The organism is Singulisphaera chitinilytica (genome assembly GCF_049331405.1).
Taxonomy (GTDB): domain Bacteria; phylum Planctomycetota; class Planctomycetia; order Isosphaerales; family Isosphaeraceae; genus PoT.
This window is the reverse complement of the sequence record NZ_CP186274.1, coordinates 2,219,468-2,238,700: the sequence shown is the minus strand read 5'-3', so window position 1 is coordinate 2,238,700 and position 19,233 is coordinate 2,219,468. Positions and strand designations below refer to the sequence as shown.

Here is a 19,233-nt window from a genome sequence, read left to right as displayed (position 1 = left end):
GACGATCTCGGGTTGGATCAGACGGTCTTGGCGTCGATCCAGGACATCAGGCCGCGGAGGCGCTTGCCGACCTGCTCGATCGGATGCTCGCGCTCGCGACGCTTGGTGGCGCTGAAGCCGGGGCGGCCGGCCTGGTTCTCGAGGATCCACTCGCGGGCGAACTGGCCGCTCTGGATCTCCTTGAGGATCTTCCGCATCTCTTCGCGGGTCTGCTCATTGATGATGCGGGGGCCGCGGGTGTAGTCGCCGAACTCGGCGGTGTTCGAGATGCTGTACCGCATGTAGTTCAGGCCGCCCTGATAGATCAGGTCGACGATGAGCTTGAGCTCGTGGAGGCACTCGAAGTAGGCGCTCTCGGGCTGGTACCCGGCCTCGATGAGGGTCTCGAAGCCCATCTTCACGAGGGCGCTGACGCCGCCGCAGAGGACGACCTGCTCGCCGAAGAGATCCGTCTCGGTCTCTTCCGCGAAGGTGGTCTGGAGCACGCCGCCGCGGGTGCCGCCGACGCCCTTGGCGTAGGCGAGGGCCAGGGCCTTGCCGGCCGCGGTGCAGTTATCGGCGGTCGCGATCAAGCAGGGGACGCCGCCCCCCTTGACGAACTCGCTGCGGACGAGGTGGCCGGGGCCCTTGGGGGCGACCAGTGCGCTGTCGACGCCTTCGGGCGGGACGACCTGGCCGAAGTGGACGTTGAAGCCGTGCGAGCAGAGGAGCAGGTTGCCCGGGCGGAGGTTGGGCTTGATGTCGCGGGCGAAGATGCCGCCCTGGACTTCGTCCGGGAGCAGGATGTTGACGAGGTCGCCGGCCTCGGCGGCTTCGGCCGCGGAGACGGGCTTGAAGCCGTGCTCGACGGCGAGATCATAGTTGGCCGAACCGGGGCGCTGACCTACCACGACGTCGCAGCCCGAGTCGCGCAGGTTCTGAGCCTGGGCGTGGCCTTGGCTGCCGTAGCCGATGATGGCGATCTTCTTACCCTTGAGCAGACTCAGGTCGGCGTCCTGGTCGTAAAACATCGTGGCCGGCATCGTCAAATCCTCTCGGAAACAGGCTCAGGGCCGTTTGGGAAGGCGCCGTCTCGGGCTCTTGAGGCTCGAAGCCGAAAGCGATGAGCGGGCCTCTCGGCAAAACCGCCGTGAATCGGCGGGCCACCCGCCTCATCGCTCGCACGTAAGTTCGGCCGCCTCGCAAAGCCGAGCGATAGGCAGCCCGGCCCCTCGCTATGCGACTCTATCGTTGAATCGAACGGAGAACTTACAGGTTGGAGTGTCCCACGACTGCAGGAGTTGCGTCGGTCGCATCCGCGTCGGACTGCGGCAGGTCCTCGGAGGCCTCCGGTCCGACGCCTCGGACCAGGGCGATCCGCCCCGTCCGCGCCAGCTCCCGGATGCCGTAGGGGCGGACGGAGTCGATGAAGGCCTCGATCTTCCGCTCCTGGCCGGAGATCTCGATCATGAGCTGGTCGGGAGCGACGTCCACGATCCGCCCTCGGTAGATCTCCACCAGCGCCTTGATCGCGGCGAGCTGTTCGGGGGACGAGTTGATCTTGATCAGCATCAGGTCGCGTTCGACATAGTCTTCGCGAGAGATGTCGTGCACCTTGACGACCGTGACGATCTTCTCGAGCTGCTTTCGGACCTGCTCGAGGAGGCGGTCATCGCCGACGACGACGACCGTGATCCGCGACAGTTGGGGATCGTCCGTCTCCCCGACGGCGAGGCTGTCGATGTTAAATCCGCGCGAGGCGAACATCCCCGAGACATGCGCGAGCACGCCGGGCTGATTTTGTACCAGGGCCGAGAGGACATGCCTCATCCGACCCGTCTGTTTCGCCGTCGCCGCAGATCCACCAGCATTCGCCGAAGCTGTCGCCATCGCCGATCCCACCCTCCCAAAAGCGTTCGCCCCTCCCTCGCACAACGGGGCCGGCGAACGGAGGAATTCAACATCGTAAGTTTGAGCCCTCGCCTCGGCAAGAGGGCGCCAGGCTCCTCTCGAAGATTCGAGGGGCTCGCGACGTCGCCGAGCCGGCCCATCCCCCGCGATTTCGCGACCCCGTCGGTCGATCGAACCTCGCCGTGCGACGGAGGAATTTCCGGGCGTCAGTCTCGGCCTCGGGGGTTGGATAGTCGCGACCCATCCCCGACGCGTCGCGGTTCAGACAGCGAAGAAGCCTCTTGAGTTCGCTCGGAGACCTCAGCGTACCCCGAATCCTCCAGAACCAAGATTCGAAAACGAACCGGGGTCGATCGGTGATCGACCCCGGCGAATTGGAGACATCAAGCCTGGGGCGTTGGCCTCAGACTGACTCTTGATCACTGCCCCGGGAAGCCGGGCAGGCCCGACTGAGGGAAGCCCGGGGGCAATCCCGCGGGCATCCCCGGGTTGCCGGCCGGCTTCTCACCCTTCGCCTGGACGAGCCCCTTACGGTCGAGGGAGATCGACTTGAAGCTCTCGCCCGGCGTGACGTAGTACCAGGCGGCGAAGCGGTCGTTCAGATCCTTCACGCGCTTCTCGCCATCGGCGATCTTCTTGTCGTACTCGGCCTTCGCCTTGTCGGACTTGTCCTTGATCTCCTTCTCCTCGGCGATCCGCTTGGGATCATCCGGCGCCTTCTGGAACGGATCCGAGGGGAACTTGGGGGGATCCGAAGACTCGGGCCCCTTCGGAGGCGGGATGACGCTCGGGTCGAACGAGGCGGTGACGAACAGGTAGCGGCTCTCGGGAGCGCCCGCGGCGGTCTTCTTCGACTTCTCCGGATCGGCGGCCTTCTTGCCGGCCTCCTCGGGGTCTTCACCTGCCGACAATTCCAGGCCGCTGGCGACCACGATCTCGCCGAATCGGAGCGTGTAGACGACCCCTTCCTCGGTGGTGACGAGCACATCACCCTGGTTCGACATCAGCCCCTTCTTCGTCGGATAGAACCCGCGGCTCACGAGCGAGTTGAGCGCCGCGCGAGTCGTCGGCTTGACGTCTCCCCCTTCGAGGACCTTCAATTCTTTGGTGAGGCCTTCGGGCTTGGGGCGGACGCCCGCAATCTTCAGGTCGCCCAGGGCCGACGTGAGGGCGTTGAGCTTCTCGGTGTTCAGCTCCTTGTCCTCGGGGAGCCCTTCCATGCTCCAAGGGCCGGCCGAGTCTTTTCGCTCGATCGTGAGCAACTCGCCGGGGGTGATCGTCCCTTCCTCGGGGTTCACCTTGTGCCCGTCGAAGGTCACCTTGCGGATCTTGCCCGCTTCGACCTTGAGCAGATTCGTCTCGATCCAGTCGGCGAACTTGGTCGAGAGGTCGACCTTCAGGTTCACGCCGTACACCCGCTTCTGCCCGGGGACTCGCACGTAGCGCTGGCCGGTTTTGTCATCGCGGATCTCCTTGCCGATGATGAAATCGGCGAGGATCTTCTCGGACGCGTCTCGCAGGGTGATCCGCTTGCCCCGGCCTTTCAGGCCGGTCGACTTGGTATCCAGGGGGTCGCCCACTCCCATCTTTTCCTGGTCTTCGACATTGTCCGAGCGAACCGTGTCCTTGAGCAGGTCCATGACGCCCGAGGCCGTCTTCGCCAGGCGGTCCTTGGCGTCGGCCGGGTAGTCATAGTGCGACGGGATGACCCACTTGCCATCCTTGAACTTGACCTGGAACTCCGAGATCTTCGCGGTCGACTCGTCGTAATCGACGACCTGGAGGTCGGTGCAGGCGAACGGATCCTTGAAGTCGGGGAAGAACGGCTGCCCCTGGTCGTTGAAGGCGATGTCCTGCCTCGACCGGTCCGGGATCCGGAAGAAGGCCGCCCCCGTCAGCAATATGGCCACCGTGACGAATACAAATGTCTTCGTAGTTTCTTTCATGGATGATTCCTCGAAAAGCGACCGCCCGCTTCGGATGCAAGATTCCTCCTGATCGAGGAGGAACCCGGGCGAATCGCTTGCTCTATCTTCGCTTCATGGAGAAAGCCCGACGCATCGACGTTGACGACATCTCGCGGACGAGTTGGATCCCCTGCTCGACCGCGGATCGAGCAGGAATCGGGAGGCCGGCGATCCTCTCCCCTGCCTCCCGCTCCCTCGGATCTCGTGCCGACAGGGGATCGCTCCATCAGGCGAGGCGATTCGGGTTCGCCCCCTGGTTCTCGCGACGGAGCCGGGTGCCGAACACGAAGAGGCCGAGGATCAACGGGGGCAGCGGGGGCAAGATGATGGCCACCGCGCGGACGCTGTTCTGCGTGCGCCGGATCTCCTGCTCGGCGTCGGCCTTGATGTCGAGGATCTTCTTGCGCTTCTGGTCCTCGATGTTCGCCTTGTCGACCTCGAGCCTCCGGGTCGCCCGCTCCTGGAGCTGGAGCATCCGGATCTCCTTCGTCCGCTCGTCCAGGTCCTTGCTGGCCCGGACTTCCTCGACCTCCTTGTCGAGCCGCTTCTGGAGCTCGTCGAGCTGCTTGCGGGCGTCCTCTTCCGCCTTCTTCGTCTCATCCTGACGCTTCTCGATGAACTCCTTGTTGGTGCTCTCGAGCTTGGTCAGAGTGCGGTGTTCCGGCCTTCGCTTGCGGAGCGCGACGAAGGCGTCGTCGCCCGCCAGGATGTCGACGCAGTTCAGGACGAACGTGACGTTATCGAGCTCGAGGTTCTCGGCCTTCTGCCGACGCAGCATGAAGAACTGCTCGGAGATGATGTCGAGGTCGGCGATGGCGATCGCGTTGATCTCGGCCGGCTTCGCCTCGTCCTTCTTGGCGGCTTCATCCTTCTTGGCAGCATCGTCCTTGGCCTTCTCGGCCGCGGGACGCCCCTGGATGCGGGCGGCCAGGGTGTACGCCGTACCCGAGGGGAAATGGCGTCGGTTCGGGTTCAGGCCCGACGGGCCCATGAAGCTTTGCTGGGACACCTCACTGAACGCGAGCGTGCCGCCCGAGTCATTCGTGCGGAGCAACGGTGTGAAGTCGAGCCCCGCCCCCCCCCGCTGTCGCAGCAGGCCAGGGAAGATCAGCACGACTTCCTGAAGCCCGGCGCTGATGTTCTGATCCGGGTTGAACGGATTCTCGGCGCCGCTCCCCTTGCCCACGAACACGACTTCCGGCGGCAGGTCGGCGAGATTCGGGTGCGGGTTATACGGGTTCCAGACGATGTCGCTCGCCGGCCAGTCGATCCCAAGGAGCTCCAGCAAGGGCCGGAGGTCCCCCTTCGGCTCGGGAGGCTGACCGCCGCCAAACGGGCCGCCGGGCGGCATCCGAGGGACCTCGGGGGCGATCTGCGGGTTCTCGAACGGGAACGGATCCAGGAAGAGCAGCACGGGCCCACCCTTGCGGGCGTAGTCGGTGAGGGTATCGATTTGTTTCTGCGTCAGCGAGGACGGCTGCGCCACGAGCAGGGCGTCGAGGTCCGACGGGATCGGCGTGTCGGGCGAGACCGAACTGACCTCGTACTGCTTCTTCAGCTCCGAGACGATCGACCACTCGGGGCTCTGCCCCATCGAGCGGAAGTCGAAATTCCCCATCAGCTTGGCGTCGGTGTTCAGGATCCCGACCTTCTTGCGCGCGGTCCGGGAGACGACGCGGATCGACCGGGTCAGCTCGTACTCGACCGGCAAGCCGCGGTCGAAGAACGGGATCACGACCTCTTCAAGCCCCGAGTTGAAGGCCACGCCGAGGTAGAACTCGGCCGAGGTCTGGCGGGCGTCGTCGGCCGTCATGACCCGACGCGGCTCGATGCCGAACTGCTTCTCGGCCTTGCGGGCCTCGTCGGAGTAGAGCTCGGCCTCGACGAGGTTGAGCCGGATGCGGTCCCCGCCCTTCGCGGCATACTCCTTGAGCAGGCCGACGAGATCCGCCTTGGTCGCCACGAACTCGCGAGGGACCTCGGGGCTGACATAAGCCTGAATGAAGACGGGTCGATCCTTGGGGATCTGGTTGATTGTCGCGATCGTCTCGGCCGAGAGCGTGTGCAGGCGTTCGACGCTGGTGTCCGCCCGCAGGCCGACGCGTCCGACGAGGGCGTTGAGGCTCGCCAAGGCGACGATGACCGCTGCGATCCGCACGATCGAGTGGACCCAGCGGCTCTGGCTCTGCTCGCCCCCCTTCCAGTTGCGCCGGCCCAGCAGGACCATGTTCACGTAGAGGAAGCAGGCGGCCAGCGAGAGGAAGTAGAAGACCCCGGCGATCGGGACGACCCCCGTGCCGAAGTCCTGGAACTGGGCCGGGACCGCGAGATCCTCGAGAGACCGCTTGAACGAGCCCCCGAACGGCGAGCCGACGATCCCCAGGAACACGGGGATGGCTCCGAAGACCGCACCGAGGATGAAGGCCACCGTCACGTTCGACGACAGCAGCGAGGCGACCATCCCCAGCGCGATGAGCATGACGCCCATCAGCCAGTAGCCGAGATAGGTCGAGGCGATGATCCCGAAATCCGGTTGGCCGAGCCACCGCAGGATGAAGACCTGGGTCAGCGAGAAGAGCAGCGCAACCGTGTAAATACCGACGGCCGCGAGGAACTTGCCCAGCACGACGTCGACGTCATGCGCCGGCAGGGTGAAGAGCAGCTCATCGGTCCCAAGCCTGCGTTCCTCGGCCCAGGTGCTCATCGTGATGGCCGGGATGAAGAAGAGCAGCAGGTACGGCATCCAGTCGTTCAGCGGCGCAAGGTTGGCCAGGTTGTTGGCGAAGAAGATGGGCTGCCAGAACGCGACCCACGCGCTGACGAAGACGAACAGGGTGATGAAGACGTATCCGGCCGGGTTGCTGAAATAGCTCGAGAGGTTCCGCTTGGCGATGGCCTTGACCACCTCGGGGCGGAACGGCAAGCCTCCGCCGGCCTTGGTGCTCCGGCTGGCGGGGGCGGGGCTGGTGGGTTTCTCTTTAGCGGTGGTCACCGTATCAGTCCTGAATCCGGAATGTTTCGAGGGGAGGTCCTATCGGCGTCGACATCGGCCGGGGCACGGGGCCAGACTCAGACCGGCTGCGCCGTGAGACGGTGGAACTGCTCTTCGAGGGTCTGACCTTCCTTGCGGAGGCCGCCCGGCTCGCCATCGAACACGATCTTGCCGTCGTGGATGAAGAGCACGCGGTCGGCGACCGGCTCGACTTCCTGGAGGATGTGCGTCGAGACCAGCACGGTCTTCGACTGACCCAGCTCTCGGATCAGCTTGCGGACCCCCCGGATCTGGTTCGGGTCGAGGCCGCTCGTCGGCTCGTCCATGATCAGGACTTCGGGATCATGCAGGAGCGCCTGCGACATCGACACGCGCTGCCGATACCCCTTCGAGAGCTTGCCGACCGGCTTGTAAGCGACCGACTCGAGCGAGCACTGGCTCAGGACCGCCTCGATCCGCTGCCGGAGGTAACTGCCGGAGAGCCCCCGTGCCTCGCCGAAGAAGACGAGCAGGCTGTGCGGGGTCATGTCCGGGTAGAGCGGGCCGTTCTCGGGGAGGTATCCGAGGTGCCTGGCCGCCTCGATGCGATCATCCTGCACGTTGATGCCGGCGATTCGAGAGGTGCCTCGTGTAGGCGCCACGAACCCGGTCAGCAGCCGCATCGTCGTGGTCTTCCCCGCGCCGTTGGGGCCGAGGAAGGCGACCACCTGTCCTTTAGGAATGGAGAAGGAGACATCCCGGACTGCGAGGAACGTCCCGTATTGTTTGGAAAGCCCTTGAGCTTCGATCATCAGCGGAGTGGACATACCCACCTTTATCCTCAAAAGACCACTCGGGCGAGTGCCATGGGTGTTCGAACGCGTTCGAGCCGCTTGGACCCGCCGCCCGACCAGGACCGAGCCGAAGATCACCGCTCCGCCGCCTCAACTGCGTCGACCGCGGAGCGTCAATTGGGCACATTATGCCGACCCCCCAGGCGCGACGCAACCGGCACGGCCTGCCTCCCTGAAGCCATTCGGATCGCGATCTACCCTTCCGTGCAAGACGATTCGCCCACCGATCATGCAGCGCGACCCTTCCCAGCGAACCCGCCGGGCTCTCCGCACCTTCTTCAGAACGCCGGGCGAAACCTCAGCCGCCACAACTTCGGGCTGAGGCTCCGATTCGTGCTACGCAGGGAACCCCGGGGTGGTTCGCGCACGCCCTCTCGCGTACCCTCGAGACGGTCCACATCGTGGCGACGTCGAGGCCGTCGAGGCGGTTCCGTTCGTCCCATTCTCCGAGATTACGCGCAACCTCGTCTTCATGGCAACGACCCTGCTTGTCGAGCACATGGGAGCATAGGATCGACCGATGCACTCATCGAAGCTACGCGGTGGCCTGATTGGCTGCGGATTCGTCTCCCAGCACCACATCGCGGCCTGGAAATCGGTCCCCGACGCCACCCTGGTCGCCCTCTGCGACCTCGACCCGATCCGGCTCCAGAAGGCCGCCGAGCAGGCCCCCGAGGCCCGCCTCTACGCCGACGCCGGGGCGATGTTCCGCGCCGAAATGCTCGACTTCGTCGAGATCTGCACGCGTCCCGACTCCCACCCCGCCCTCGTGGACCTCGCAGCCGCGCACAAGGCCCACGTCCTCTGCCAGAAACCCGCCGCGATCGATCGGGAATCGCTGCTCGCGATGATCGCGGCCAGTGATGTAGCCGGCATCCGGCTGATGATTCACGAGAACTGGCGTTTCCGCCCCTGGTATCGTGCCATGCTCGCTCAGATCGCCACGGGCTTGATCGGGCGTCCCTTGCGGCTCCGCCTCGCCCATCGCGACACCCTGGCCCTTCGTGCCGACGGTTTTTCGGATCAGCCCTATTTTGCCCAGATGCCCCGCCTGATCCTCTTCGAGATGGGTTGTCACCTCATCGACACGGCCCGTTTCCTCCTAGGCGAGGTCGTCGCGGTCACGGCGACGACCCGTCGTTTCGGCTCCGACCACATCGGAGAGGACATGGCCACCCTCGACCTCGACTTCGCCAGCGGCGCCGTCGGGCTCCTTGACATGAACTGGTGCGCCCCTGCCGAGACCGCTCGCCCCGAGTGGGCTCTGAACGAGACGGTCGTCGAGGGGACGCTCGGCTCTCTGCGAGTCCTGGCCGACGGCTCCCTGGAATGGCATGGTCTTCAGGGAGAGCGATCCTCTGCCCCGGTCGACCTTCCCCCGGCGGATCAGGTTTACCTCTCCGCATACGCGGCGACCCAACATCACTTCATCTCGGGCCTGATCGCGGGCACCCCGCACGAGACCTCGGCCCTCGACACGCTCAAGACCATGGACATCGTCTGGGCCGCCTACGAGTCTGCCGATGAACGGCGCACCATCGTGGTCCCCATCTTCCCCGGTTCGAGCCATGGCTGAGGTGGTGGGTATAGATACAAAGGCCCGGCCTGCATCTCGCAACTTGGACCAGTGTAAAACAGGGCTGTGGCACGAGTTCTTAAAAATTGGAGACTTTGGGGTTTTCTCAGCCCCCCTGCCCTCGTTAGGATATCGTCCGTGGGGTTGACCCAAGCCACTTGCACCCGTAGCTCAATTGGATAGAGCATCGGTCTACGGAACCGAAGGTTAGAGGTTCGAATCCTCTCGGGTGTACTGAAGACGGAAACCCTTGGGATGCCAAGGGTTTTTTGTTGCGCCGGCCGAATCCGGCTCCTTCCCTAGGCGTCGCCGTAGACGCTCTTCTATTACGTTCTATCCGGCGTTCAAAACCGGCCGACTGGCATCGATATAGATGCTACAGGTACAGTTGTGAGGTTTGGGTTATTTCTGTACAAGCGTCCATAAATTTCGAGCGTAGCGAAAACTCGCTGAAAATCGACCCATCGTCGCTGGTACGCCAACATCAGCGAGCCTGGTGCCAAAGGCAGGGCCACGGAGGTCTACACCATGCCGCCCATCGGGGAGCGTGACGAGGTCGGGTTCTGCATTGTTCCCGAGCGTGGAGGCGGTGCGGCGATACCGGGCCTTCATCGCTCGGCGAGGGCCTCGGCGAGCTGGCGGCTGGACCAGGTCCGGTCCTCGGCCATGAATCCCTTCAACTCCGCGGCCACGCGCTCGCGACTGGCGGCGTCGGGCGCGGGGCCGGTGCGGCGCGGGTAGAGCGCGGCGGTCCCCCGATCGAGGAAGTCCTTGAGCAGGTCGCGGACGGCCTGGCCCTAGCGGCCGAGGTGGGCGGCGATCCTGGGTGCCGACCACCCGGCGTCGGCGAGCGTGAGCATCTCGATGCGGCCGCGGACCTTGGGTGGCAACGACTTGCGTCGCAGCGTGTTGAGCCCCTCGCGGATGCGGTCTTCGAGGTATATGCGGATCATAACGGAATCATGGGGAAACCGAGTTCAGGTGCTTAGGGCGCCAACTCCACGATGGACTCGGCCGACGAGGCGAGCCCGACGACGTTGTGACGCAGGAACTGGCGTCTCTTCCCGCCGACCTCGAGCGAGAACGAGTACCAGTCGTTGCCCAGTAGCTTGATGTCCTTCGCCTCGCTGGGGAGGCCCAGGGCGTCGGCGATGCGGTTGGACTCCGGTGCTCTAGGCTTCCGCATCCACACGCCCAGGCCGATCGCCAGGACCGCAGCCGCCGTGCAGATGAGCAGCCCGTCCCTCCTCAATCGCGACCTCGCCCATTCCAGCAATGGCATGCCATTCCGTCCCATCGTCATTCAATTGGATGTTGCAAGAGTCCTAAGCTCAACCTACGGCCGTTCGACCCTGCTGGCAAGCCTGTCCAGTGATTTTAGCTGAACCACTCATCATCCGTCGGGCTTTCGCAAAGCTCCTCGACGGACGCGGCCCTGATCGGCAGCCGGAGCCCACTCAGCCCGTCGATCACATGGTCGCGATCACTCGCGGCCCGATGCGATGCACCGACCACCTCCCCGGCTCCTCCCTCGCCTCGTAGGACCGCCTCCATCGCCGCGTCGTACCGCGGATGATCTCGCAGGTCAGCGGCACGTCCTTCGGTCCCGGCACCGTCGTGCTCTTGCGCTCGAACCTGGGTGTGAAAAAGGCCATCCTCGCCCCCATGAATCGGTCAGTTGAGGGGGAGGAACGGTGAGGTGTGGGTCAGGCGAGCTTGAATCCCTGCGACTTGCTGCGGGCAGCTTACTGGATCTGCTTGGGCCTCAAGGCCAGGAGCTGACTTTTGTCTTCCGGCAATGGCACATAGTGCATGCTGCCGATCGTCTTTGTGTGCTCGGCGCGGGAGCCCTCTGGAGCCTCCACTATCGCGATCAACCGATGGCACTTCGGCAGTGTCAGGTGCAGGCTGCCGACGGGAGCCGAGTAGATTCGCACGACCAATGGAGGGGCCCTTTCCGCAAGAAATTCGAGCGATAGGGTATTCCTGGACACTGCAGTGGCAACGTGCATGTGCTTCCTCGGCAAGGTCAACGAGGAAACATCCCGAAATCTTTGGACTGCCGATGCGGCCGAGGAGAAGACGCGCAATCCGCAAAGCGGTCACGCTCACGCCTACTGACTGCTTGAAGGATGGAAGTGCTTTGCTGCCGGGGTGCCATGAGAAACTTGGCATTTACAACGACGCTATGGACAGGTGATCATTGCCAGAATCATTTTGTTCTGACACGACCACCGAATCCTTGAGCAAGATTCCAATGCCGAGGCTTACAGGCAAATCCGGGGGCAGGAACGGCAAGAAATGGGTAGATCGCTATCTGGATGTCGACATTATAGGAGAAAATGTTCACCTTAGCATTAGGGATGATCCAAGAGCGAGCAGGCCGCAAGAAGCGATCGTGTTGCCGCTGCGAGATCTCAGAGCCAGGATAGATCCAAATCGAGGCCAGCTTTACGGGCCCGCCCCAGGAAATCTGGGGCGCACTGACCAAAATAAGCCGTGTCAAATATGGGCTATCCCGTCGACCATCCAATTGGAAATCGGTTCGGGCAGTCCGTGGTTCATCGAGGTCAGTTGGCACGAGCTGGAAGACATCCTCAGCACAGCCCCTTAGCCCGCGCCTTAAGGCTGCTTAGCTCGCGTCAGGGAGATGGGGTGGTAGGCTCAGGGCAGTCCTATAAGCCGAGTGGCGAGCGTGAAACGTATTCGCCGAGATGGCTCGATGACCAGATTTGACGATCACGATATCCCCGGCTCATCGGCTTCCTCGCCGCCTGGGTCGTGGATTAGGGCGATGCGGTCAACATCGCCTCGATCGGGCCTTCGTTCGGTGGCTGGCAGTTCGTCGTCAAGCGACCCGACTCGGGCGACCCGCCGGAATGTTCACCGCGACTGTCGATCGGCTCAAGGCCTCGATCTGAGATCGGTTCCCGTGCCTGGACGTCGGCCTCTTCGTCGTATCGTCGGACTCGGAGTTGGAGTCCTGGCTCGACCTCGACAAGAGCATCAGGTTCGGGCGATCCACGCCCTGGCCTAATGTCCGGCGCAACTGATCTCCAGGCTCCTCCGACCCAATCGATACATCTCCGCGTTCCTTGGGCGCAATTCCGCGGATTGGCCGATGGCAATCGGCTCCGGGCGACGATCTTCGGGAGAGCCACCGGAATCATTGCTCCATGAAAAGGAATGTGGGATGGGCCGCCTCATCATCCTTGCGCTCGCCTGCCTCCACCTGACGGGGTGCAGCATCTTGAAACGCGTCGACACGACCATCGCCGAACTCGATAAGGCGAATTCGCTGCTTTCCGGCACGAACGGCCAGATGTCCGTCATGAATCAGCAGATGACGGACACGCGGGCCTTGATGGTCGAGTCGAATCGGCTGATCGTCGAATCGAGCCGTCAGGTGGCGATCAGCATCTCCAAGGTCGTCGAGTCCAACGCCAAGATCGACGAGTCAAACCGGAACATGACGAGCATGATCGAGAAAGTGGTTTCATCCAATGAGAAGATGGACGACACGAACAAGAACATGAAGGCGACGATCGAGCTGATGACCGAGATGAACAAGAACGTCGCTCGCAGCAACGCCCTGATGACCGAGATGAACGAGAAGCTGGGGACCATGACGAAGGTGATGGAGAAGATCCCTGGGCTGAAGCCCTGACCCGCCGTCGGTACTGCTGTGTTCGGGGACGGTCGCTAAAGAATAGGCCGCCTTGTGAAGGGATAGGGACGCGTCATCCCCTCCGGGGCGGCCTCCCGCGGCCGGGAGTCGGAGTGTGGCGAGGCCCTTGCCACGCATGGAGTGCCTTCGGCCCACGGCATTTCCAGAGGAATCCCCCTGGCGTTAGAAGATTTGGCTTTCAAAGACGTGTCACGGTTACTAAAGTCCAGGAGTTAAGGACGGCGCTGCCTCTGCCTTTCCTACCCGTCGGGGGTCTCCCCACCTCCGGGTTACAGGACGTCCCGAGTATTCGGCTATGGAGGCCTCAACCTATGATTATCTACCTCGTCTACGCGGCCTTGATGGCTGCCCTCCTGGTCTCGGTATCTAGCGTTCTCTCCTTGACCAGATCCCTCCTCTCTCGGGACCACTGCTGTCCGCGCTGCCACAATTCGCTGTCGCTCAAGCGCGAGCCCCGCAACAGGTTCGATCGATTCATCGGGCGATTCGTCGACTCCAGGCGATACAAATGCTTGGTGTGCCGGTGGGCGGGCTTGCTGCGACGTCAGCCTGCCCCGTTGATCGCCAGCCCGGACCTCGGGGTCGATGACCCCTTGGTGTCGGCCCGCTAGATTTTCAGCACTTCCCGCCGTCTACCAGCATGAGTCGACGGTCGCGGCCGACTGGCTACCGGGCAGCGGACAGCGCCTTGCAGCGGGGCCTTGCCCGGTAGAACATTCGTGTCGAGGGGCTGCTGTGCCTGCGAGCGATCCCACCAGAACTGCTTGGCCTTCCACAGGCGGTCGTCGATGTCCTTGCGCCCGAACGAGTTGGCGGACATATTGTTAGCGCCCCCGATCTCCCTATGTTCTCAGTGGCCCGAAGCACGGGCGGCGGATTCCCTGGCGGAGGGTCGTGATCATCATCCCGGGCGTCGGAATTGCCGATGCCGAGCTCGCGGGCGACCTGCAATCCCGGGAGGTTCAGCCCCTGAGTTGTAAGCAGGCGATCCAGGCCCGCAACGGCCGGTGATGGCCCGCGAAGACGGTGCCGGTGAGGTCGTCGAACCGCTTGCGGGAGCCGCGGCACTCATCGAGCCGACGCTCGGGCTTGGTTTCGTCGCGGCCATTCCTGACGACCGAGGCCGATTCGCAGGAGGGGCAGGCGACGCCATCGGGTCACCGCATATCGCGGACGGTTTGGAAGCACTTGGCGTCGTTGAAGAGGTCCTGGATATTCACCATGATGGGGCCTCGCAGGTCCATTCGCGGCAGCAGCGATCAAAGATGCCCGAGGCCCTCGATCCTAGCGGATCCGTATGCCGAACGCCCCAACACCCCGGGAATCGTATTGAGCCTCGAGAAATTACCACTCGCCTGGTTTAAGAGTCCGAAGTGAGCGCACCTAAGTATTCAGAGACTGCGTCGTCTTCCCTCGACGGGCCGAGATGTCGGCCCAAGGGTGCGGGCCGTCCCACGCAGGCACGACCGCGACACGGGACAAATCCCATGCAGAGTGATAAGGCGGACGTCCTGATGGTGTATCCGGCGGCCCAGGCCAGGAGCGATAGCTCGAGCGGGGCCGGGATGGCCCGGTGGACCATCCATCCGTCGGGCGACGCGGCAGCAGCGTCGTTGGGCTCGGGGCAGACGGAGGACGACGCCTGGTCGGCCGCCGTCCGGAGGCTCCTCGATGAATCCGCTACGAGGCGATGAGGCCGGTGCCCTTGGACACCTGGCGAAGTCCGACGAGCGGACCTCGCCAGGGATTGGTTCAGGCCTTTGGCGGGCGGAAGTCCTCCACGAAGATCGCGTCACCGGCCTCGCCGCGAGGCCTTCCGGCGCGAGGGTTTCGTCAGCCGGGCGATGCCCTCGCGGGCGTCGGCCATGCTAAAATCGACCCGGGTGGCGCCGAGGCTCACGAGACGCTCGGCGGCCGACGCGGCCCCGCCCGTCTCGCCCCAGCGTCCCACGACGAGCGGGGTGTCCGGGAACCGGGTCCGCAATTGCCTCACCAGGACGCGGGCCGTCGACAAGCCTTCCGGGGGGATGTGCGAGACGACGATCAGCCCCGGGGCTAGCCCGGCGACGCTCTCGACGGCCTGCTGGGGAGAGTCGGCGGGCTCGATGATCTGCATCGAGCAGCCCAGGGGCTCCAGCACCTGGCCGAGCATCTTCAGGGCCAGGGAATCTGAGGTGTCCTGGGCAGCGAGGCCGACGACCGCGATCGACTTGGGGACCTTGGGCTTCGGGGCCGGCCTGGCCTTCCCGTCTGCCGCGGCCGTCGCGTCCTCGGGTGCCTCGTCGAATCCGTCAAGGATCTCGCCGATCACGTCCCACACGAACTCCTGCCCCTCGTCGTCAAGCTCGTCGCGGGCAGCGTCCAACTCGGCGCGGATCAGGGTCGGGATGAGGATCCGGTCGTAGAGCTCCTCACGCGACATCTCCTTGAGTGCCGCATCGACCACCTCGACGGCCCCCGGCTGGTCCGAAGCCACGAGCCTCTGGTAGAGCCGGAGGTGGGGCTCGAGCTCGACCTCCTCGCCCAGCAAGGTCGCGAAGAAGCGGAGACTCGGTACGTATTTGCCGAGGACGGCCAGGAAGACGGTCAAGGGCGTCGACAGGAGCAGCCCCGTCGTGCCCCAGAGCCAGGTCCAGAACATCGCCGCGACGAGAAGGCCAAGCGCCGAGACTCCCGTGGTCTTGCCGTAGATGATCGGCTCCAGGAAGCTGTTGAGCGCGACCTCGACGACGCCGAAGAGGGCCAGCACCTCGAGCACCTGGGTCCATCCGGGGAAGTGGGCGAACGAGAAGACCACCGGCAGGATAAAGGCGATGGCCGGCCCGACGTAGGGCACGAACCGGAGCATCGCGGCCAGGCAGCCCCAGAGCAAGGCATAGGGTACCCCGATCGCGGCCAGCCCTAGGCCGATCACCAAACCGAAGCCGGAGTTGACCAGCGCGAAGGTCGCCAGGTAGCGGCTGATCCGCTGGCCGATCTCCTCCATCGTCTTCGTGGTCAGGTTCACCTGACGCCGGCCGAAGAGGCCGACAATCCGGTCGCTGATGTCCTTGTGCCCCATGAGCATGAACAGGACCAGGATCAGCACGAAGCTCCCCACGCCGAGGGCCTCGAGGTACGGGCCGGTGGCCGCCCGGAGGCGTTCCTGGAAGGAAGGTTGGGAGACCACCTGGACCTTCTGGATGGGGACCGCCTCGTCGGACCCTTCGGCGGGCGGCTTCTCGATCTTGGCGGTCACCTTGTCGGCCAGGTTGGCGAGCTTGTCGGCCGCAGTCTGCTGGCCCGGCTTGATGAGCCGCCTGACCTTGGCCTCGATATTATCCTGGTAGTTGGGCAGGCGGTTCGCGAGCGAGGTCAGCTGGTTGCCCACGACGTAGCCGATCCCGCCGAGCAGGCCCAGTGTGAGGACGACCGTGAGCACGACCGAGAGGGCGCGGGGCAGCCCGATGCGTTGCAGCAATCGGACGGCCGGAGTCAGGGCGAAGCAGAGGAGCACCGAGAGGGCCAGCGGCTTCAGTACCTCGCCGGTGAAGTACATGAAGGCGATGATCGCGAAGATCAAGAATGTCAGCCGAAAGGGATCGGCGGAAGACGATAGCTTCCGGGACGAAGGCATGGGTGATGAGCTCGCTGATAGGTTGGGTTTTCCGAGTTGTAGGATGTCCCCGCCTTCATTCGCAAGCGGCATGCCGAATTCAACAAGTGATCGCTGATGCGTGGTTGGCCATGGGCAACATTCTATCAAACCTGGTTAATGCAATGAGGCCCAGGGATCCCGATCGATTGTGGAGTTTCGAGCGATCTCCGCACTGGTGTTGAGTGGTTTTTTTCTTTTTCACGTCAGTATTCCACTGGCTTTACGTCCGCGAGCACGTGTCCCCATGATTCGCCTCCGAAGTCGAGTCGGGCATTCAAGGAGGGCTCTCGTCATGTGCGTCTGTACAGGGTCGAGTTCGGGCGTCCTCTTCGGTACGCCGTTTAGCAACTCCCTGATCACGCTCGCGGGCACGGGCGACACCGACAACGTCACCACGGTCAATTCCAAGCTCGCGAATATCGCATCGATGAGCGTCAGCGTCGCGGGAGTCGGCAAGACCTCGCTACCCCGGGACGATTAGGCTTAGCCACATCGGTTTCAGCCGAGACATACCCGCGTCCTCAGATTCGTTCTTTTCGAGATTTTGCGCCCTGCTTCAGCGGCCAAGACTTGGAGAGCGATTTCGCCCTCACTCCCACCTCTCGCTGTTACGGCAATTGCCAATTCGCCACGAGCTATCGTGGCTACTTCCAGTTGTGAGCCCCGAATAACGACGCGAAATTCCTCGCCAAACTCACCCCGGTTCCCGAACCGCCGCCGTTCGCCTTCGACTGCGCGGCCGGCGTGGACCTCCTGCTCGCGCGGAAGAGACTGAACCGCGAGGCCTGAGTACCATTTATCCTGCTGCAACCTGCCTCGGCCCTCTCCATTAATTCGGGGGCCTTTCCATGCGAGGCGAGAGGAAGACTCATGTCTTGTTCGTCCAAACTCGCCCACTTGTATAAGATCGATTAACTTTGAATTAATGCATGAGCAAGGTCCGGAAGTCCTGGCTCGCCCCACGCCTTTTCGATGCTCGACTCGCCGATAATCGGCGCCGTCGAGGATCGCCTGGTTTGTGGCTTTAGGCTTGCTGACCTTCGAAGACATCAGGATCGCGTCGCCGGACAGCTTGTGTCCAGATCTGGCTAAGAACTGTCCATATCCTTCACATTATTAACGCCCCAGGAGGCTGTAAAGGATTCCATAGTCGGCACTTGAGTCAGCTACGCGACTTGGTTCGCGAATTGCTTGGGAGCACGGCCAGCTCCGCGAGTTCACTCCGCCAACCAAGGATGCCTCCCTCCATGATTCTCCAACTTACCGGATTTGGAGCCGGCCGCCGCAAAGCCTTCACGCTGATCGAGCTGCTCGTCGTCATCGCGATCATCGCCGTGCTGATCGGTCTGCTCCTGCCCGCCGTGCAGGCCGCCAGAGAGGCCGCCCGCCGCACCCAGTGCACAAACAACATCAAGCAGATTCTCCTGTCATTCCACAACCACCACAACAACTACAACGGGTTCCCGCCCGTCCGCACCGAGACGCCGAACTATGGCTGGTGCGTCAACCTGATACCGTTCCTCGAGCAGCAGGTCCTCTTCAACGCCTTCAACCTCAACAGGAACTTCTACGACTTCGACAACCAGACGGTCTCGCACTGCGGGCTCCAGGTCTTCTCCTGCCCGTCCGGGCCGCTGGGCATCCACGACGTCGCCCTGGCCCTGGGTTCGACCTCGTATGGCACGAGGGGGACCGTAGGCGACTACAAGGCGAACCACCTGCTCAACACGCAGTATCAGGTCAATGGCGCGGCGGGCAATCCCGTCCTGCTGCGGGCGGGTCAGTATCAACCGATCGCCGCGATCACCGACGGGACCTCGCAGACGACCATCGTCCACGAGCAGGCGGGCCGCCCCGACTGGTATCTGAAAGGGTGGAAGAAGCAGCCCAACGTCACCGGGCTGACCAACGTCTACTGGTGGGACTGCTGGGCGTCCTATTCCCACTTCACCTATCAGGGTTACGCGGCCGACGGCAAGTCCGCCGGCTGGGCCTGCGCCGTCAACTGCAACAACGGCCAGGGGATCTATGGGTTCCATCCGGGGGGTGCCAACGTCGGCTTTTGCGACGGGAGCGTCCGGTTCCTCAAGGAGACGGCGGCGGTGCGGATCGTCTTCGCCCTGGCCACCAGGGACGGCGGCGAGCCCCTCTCTGCTTCCGATTATTGAGCCGAACGGCCTCACCCGATCAACCCGAGGAGGGTCGAACTCGATGATTCCCGATGTCTCGCGCACGGCCATGGTCGCCGCGATCCTGGCCCTCGCCCCCGGGTGCGGAGGGCCGGATGAGGCCGGGCCGGCGGTCTACCCGGTCTCTGGCAAGGTCCTCGTCGACGGCAAGCCCGCCGCCAAGGCCCGCATCTCCTTCCATCCGTCGAGATCCGCGGGCGGCTCATCCGCCCCTTACGCGGTCTCGGGCGACGACGGGACGTTCCGGCCGACGACGCTCTTCGCCGAGGACGGAGCGCCCGCGGGCGAGTATTCGCTGTCGGTCATCTGGCCGGCCATCACGGTGGACCACGGCGAGGAAGTCGACGGCCCCGATCGCCTGCGCGGCGGCTACAGCAATCCGCAGAACTCGGGCCTCAGGGCAACGATCAAGGAGGGGGAGAACGAGATCCCCACGCTCCAGCTCAAGACCAGGCGTTGAG

Annotated in this window: 16 protein-coding genes, 1 tRNA gene and 1 pseudogene; 8 read left to right on the top strand and 10 right to left on the bottom strand. The window is 63.8% G+C overall.

The window, feature by feature from the left end:
* Positions 1-17: 17 nt before the first annotated feature.
* The 5 genes from ilvC to ACOYYX_RS09020 all read right to left on the bottom strand — a co-directional run bounded on the left by ilvC (position 18) and on the right by ACOYYX_RS09020 (position 7,655).
* A complete protein-coding gene (gene ilvC / locus ACOYYX_RS09040; protein ID WP_422929604.1) occupies positions 18-1,022 on the bottom strand; it encodes a ketol-acid reductoisomerase in 1,005 nt (334 codons plus the stop codon).
* Positions 1,023-1,248: 226 nt separating this feature from the next.
* On the bottom strand, positions 1,249-1,809 hold the full coding sequence (gene ilvN / locus ACOYYX_RS09035) for an acetolactate synthase small subunit (RefSeq protein WP_422931604.1): 561 nt from the start codon (positions 1,807-1,809) through the stop codon (positions 1,249-1,251).
* Between the two features lie 500 nt (positions 1,810-2,309).
* Positions 2,310-3,836, bottom strand: coding sequence for a DUF4340 domain-containing protein (locus tag ACOYYX_RS09030; RefSeq protein WP_422929603.1), 1,527 nt, complete (start codon positions 3,834-3,836; stop codon positions 2,310-2,312).
* A gap of 247 nt (positions 3,837-4,083) precedes the next feature.
* Positions 4,084-6,849, bottom strand: coding sequence for a Gldg family protein (locus ACOYYX_RS09025; protein WP_422929602.1), 2,766 nt, complete (start codon positions 6,847-6,849; stop codon positions 4,084-4,086).
* A gap of 77 nt (positions 6,850-6,926) precedes the next feature.
* Positions 6,927-7,655 carry an ABC transporter ATP-binding protein gene (locus tag ACOYYX_RS09020; RefSeq protein WP_422929601.1) on the bottom strand — a complete coding sequence of 243 codons (729 nt, stop codon included), beginning with the start codon at positions 7,653-7,655 and terminating at the stop codon, positions 6,927-6,929.
* Positions 7,656-8,202: 547 nt separating this feature from the next.
* On the opposite strand from ACOYYX_RS09020, the gene ACOYYX_RS09015 reads away from it, so the two are divergent.
* The 3 genes from ACOYYX_RS09015 to ACOYYX_RS09005 all read left to right on the top strand — a co-directional run bounded on the left by ACOYYX_RS09015 (position 8,203) and on the right by ACOYYX_RS09005 (position 9,999).
* Complete coding sequence (locus ACOYYX_RS09015; protein ID WP_422929600.1) at positions 8,203-9,258, top strand: Gfo/Idh/MocA family protein; 1,056 nt, start codon at positions 8,203-8,205, stop codon at positions 9,256-9,258.
* Positions 9,259-9,418: 160 nt separating this feature from the next.
* Positions 9,419-9,492 (top strand) — tRNA-Arg (locus ACOYYX_RS09010).
* A gap of 294 nt (positions 9,493-9,786) precedes the next feature.
* The gene (locus tag ACOYYX_RS09005) at positions 9,787-9,999 is read left to right on the top strand and encodes a hypothetical protein (protein ID WP_422929599.1); all 213 of its coding nucleotides are present in this window, start codon (positions 9,787-9,789) and stop codon (positions 9,997-9,999) included.
* Positions 10,000-10,055: 56 nt separating this feature from the next.
* Here ACOYYX_RS09005 and ACOYYX_RS09000 read toward each other — a convergent pair whose 3' ends face one another.
* From ACOYYX_RS09000 to ACOYYX_RS08990, 3 genes are all read right to left on the bottom strand, one after another.
* Positions 10,056-10,211, bottom strand: coding sequence for a hypothetical protein (locus tag ACOYYX_RS09000; RefSeq protein ID WP_422929598.1), 156 nt, complete (start codon positions 10,209-10,211; stop codon positions 10,056-10,058).
* A gap of 32 nt (positions 10,212-10,243) precedes the next feature.
* Positions 10,244-10,540 (bottom strand): hypothetical protein, encoded by a 297-nt coding sequence (locus tag ACOYYX_RS08995; RefSeq protein ID WP_422929597.1) that lies wholly within the window; start codon positions 10,538-10,540, stop codon positions 10,244-10,246.
* Positions 10,541-10,727: 187 nt separating this feature from the next.
* Positions 10,728-10,913 carry a hypothetical protein gene (locus tag ACOYYX_RS08990; RefSeq protein ID WP_422929596.1) on the bottom strand — a complete coding sequence of 62 codons (186 nt, stop codon included), beginning with the start codon at positions 10,911-10,913 and terminating at the stop codon, positions 10,728-10,730.
* Between the two features lie 1,538 nt (positions 10,914-12,451).
* Here ACOYYX_RS08990 and ACOYYX_RS08985 point away from each other — a divergent pair.
* The gene (locus ACOYYX_RS08985) at positions 12,452-12,925 is read left to right on the top strand and encodes a hypothetical protein (RefSeq protein ID WP_422929595.1); all 474 of its coding nucleotides are present in this window, start codon (positions 12,452-12,454) and stop codon (positions 12,923-12,925) included.
* A gap of 983 nt (positions 12,926-13,908) precedes the next feature.
* On the opposite strand, the pseudogene ACOYYX_RS08980 reads toward ACOYYX_RS08985, so the two are convergent.
* Positions 13,909-14,064, bottom strand: a pseudogene (locus ACOYYX_RS08980) (IS1595 family transposase); the annotation flags it as partial.
* A 369-nt stretch (positions 14,065-14,433) separates the two neighbouring features.
* On the opposite strand from ACOYYX_RS08980, the gene ACOYYX_RS08975 reads away from it, so the two are divergent.
* Entirely contained in the window at positions 14,434-14,640 is a 207-nt protein-coding gene (locus ACOYYX_RS08975) for a hypothetical protein (protein WP_422929594.1), read from the top strand.
* Between the two features lie 98 nt (positions 14,641-14,738).
* On the opposite strand, the gene ACOYYX_RS08970 is transcribed toward ACOYYX_RS08975, so the two are convergent.
* A complete protein-coding gene (locus ACOYYX_RS08970; RefSeq protein ID WP_422929593.1) occupies positions 14,739-16,562 on the bottom strand; it encodes an AI-2E family transporter in 1,824 nt (607 codons plus the stop codon).
* Positions 16,563-16,875: 313 nt separating this feature from the next.
* Between ACOYYX_RS08970 and ACOYYX_RS08965 the strand changes: the two genes are divergently transcribed.
* The 3 genes from ACOYYX_RS08965 (at position 16,876) to ACOYYX_RS08955 (ending at position 19,232) form a co-directional block, all read left to right on the top strand.
* Positions 16,876-17,064, top strand: a complete 189-nt coding sequence (locus tag ACOYYX_RS08965) for a hypothetical protein (protein WP_422929592.1) — start codon at positions 16,876-16,878, stop codon at positions 17,062-17,064.
* Positions 17,065-17,830: 766 nt separating this feature from the next.
* A complete protein-coding gene (locus ACOYYX_RS08960) occupies positions 17,831-18,751 on the top strand; it encodes a DUF1559 domain-containing protein (RefSeq protein WP_422929591.1) in 921 nt (306 codons plus the stop codon).
* Positions 18,752-18,794: 43 nt separating this feature from the next.
* Complete coding sequence (locus ACOYYX_RS08955; protein WP_422929590.1) at positions 18,795-19,232, top strand: hypothetical protein; 438 nt, start codon at positions 18,795-18,797, stop codon at positions 19,230-19,232.
* The last annotated feature ends 1 nt before the right edge of the window (position 19,233 follow it).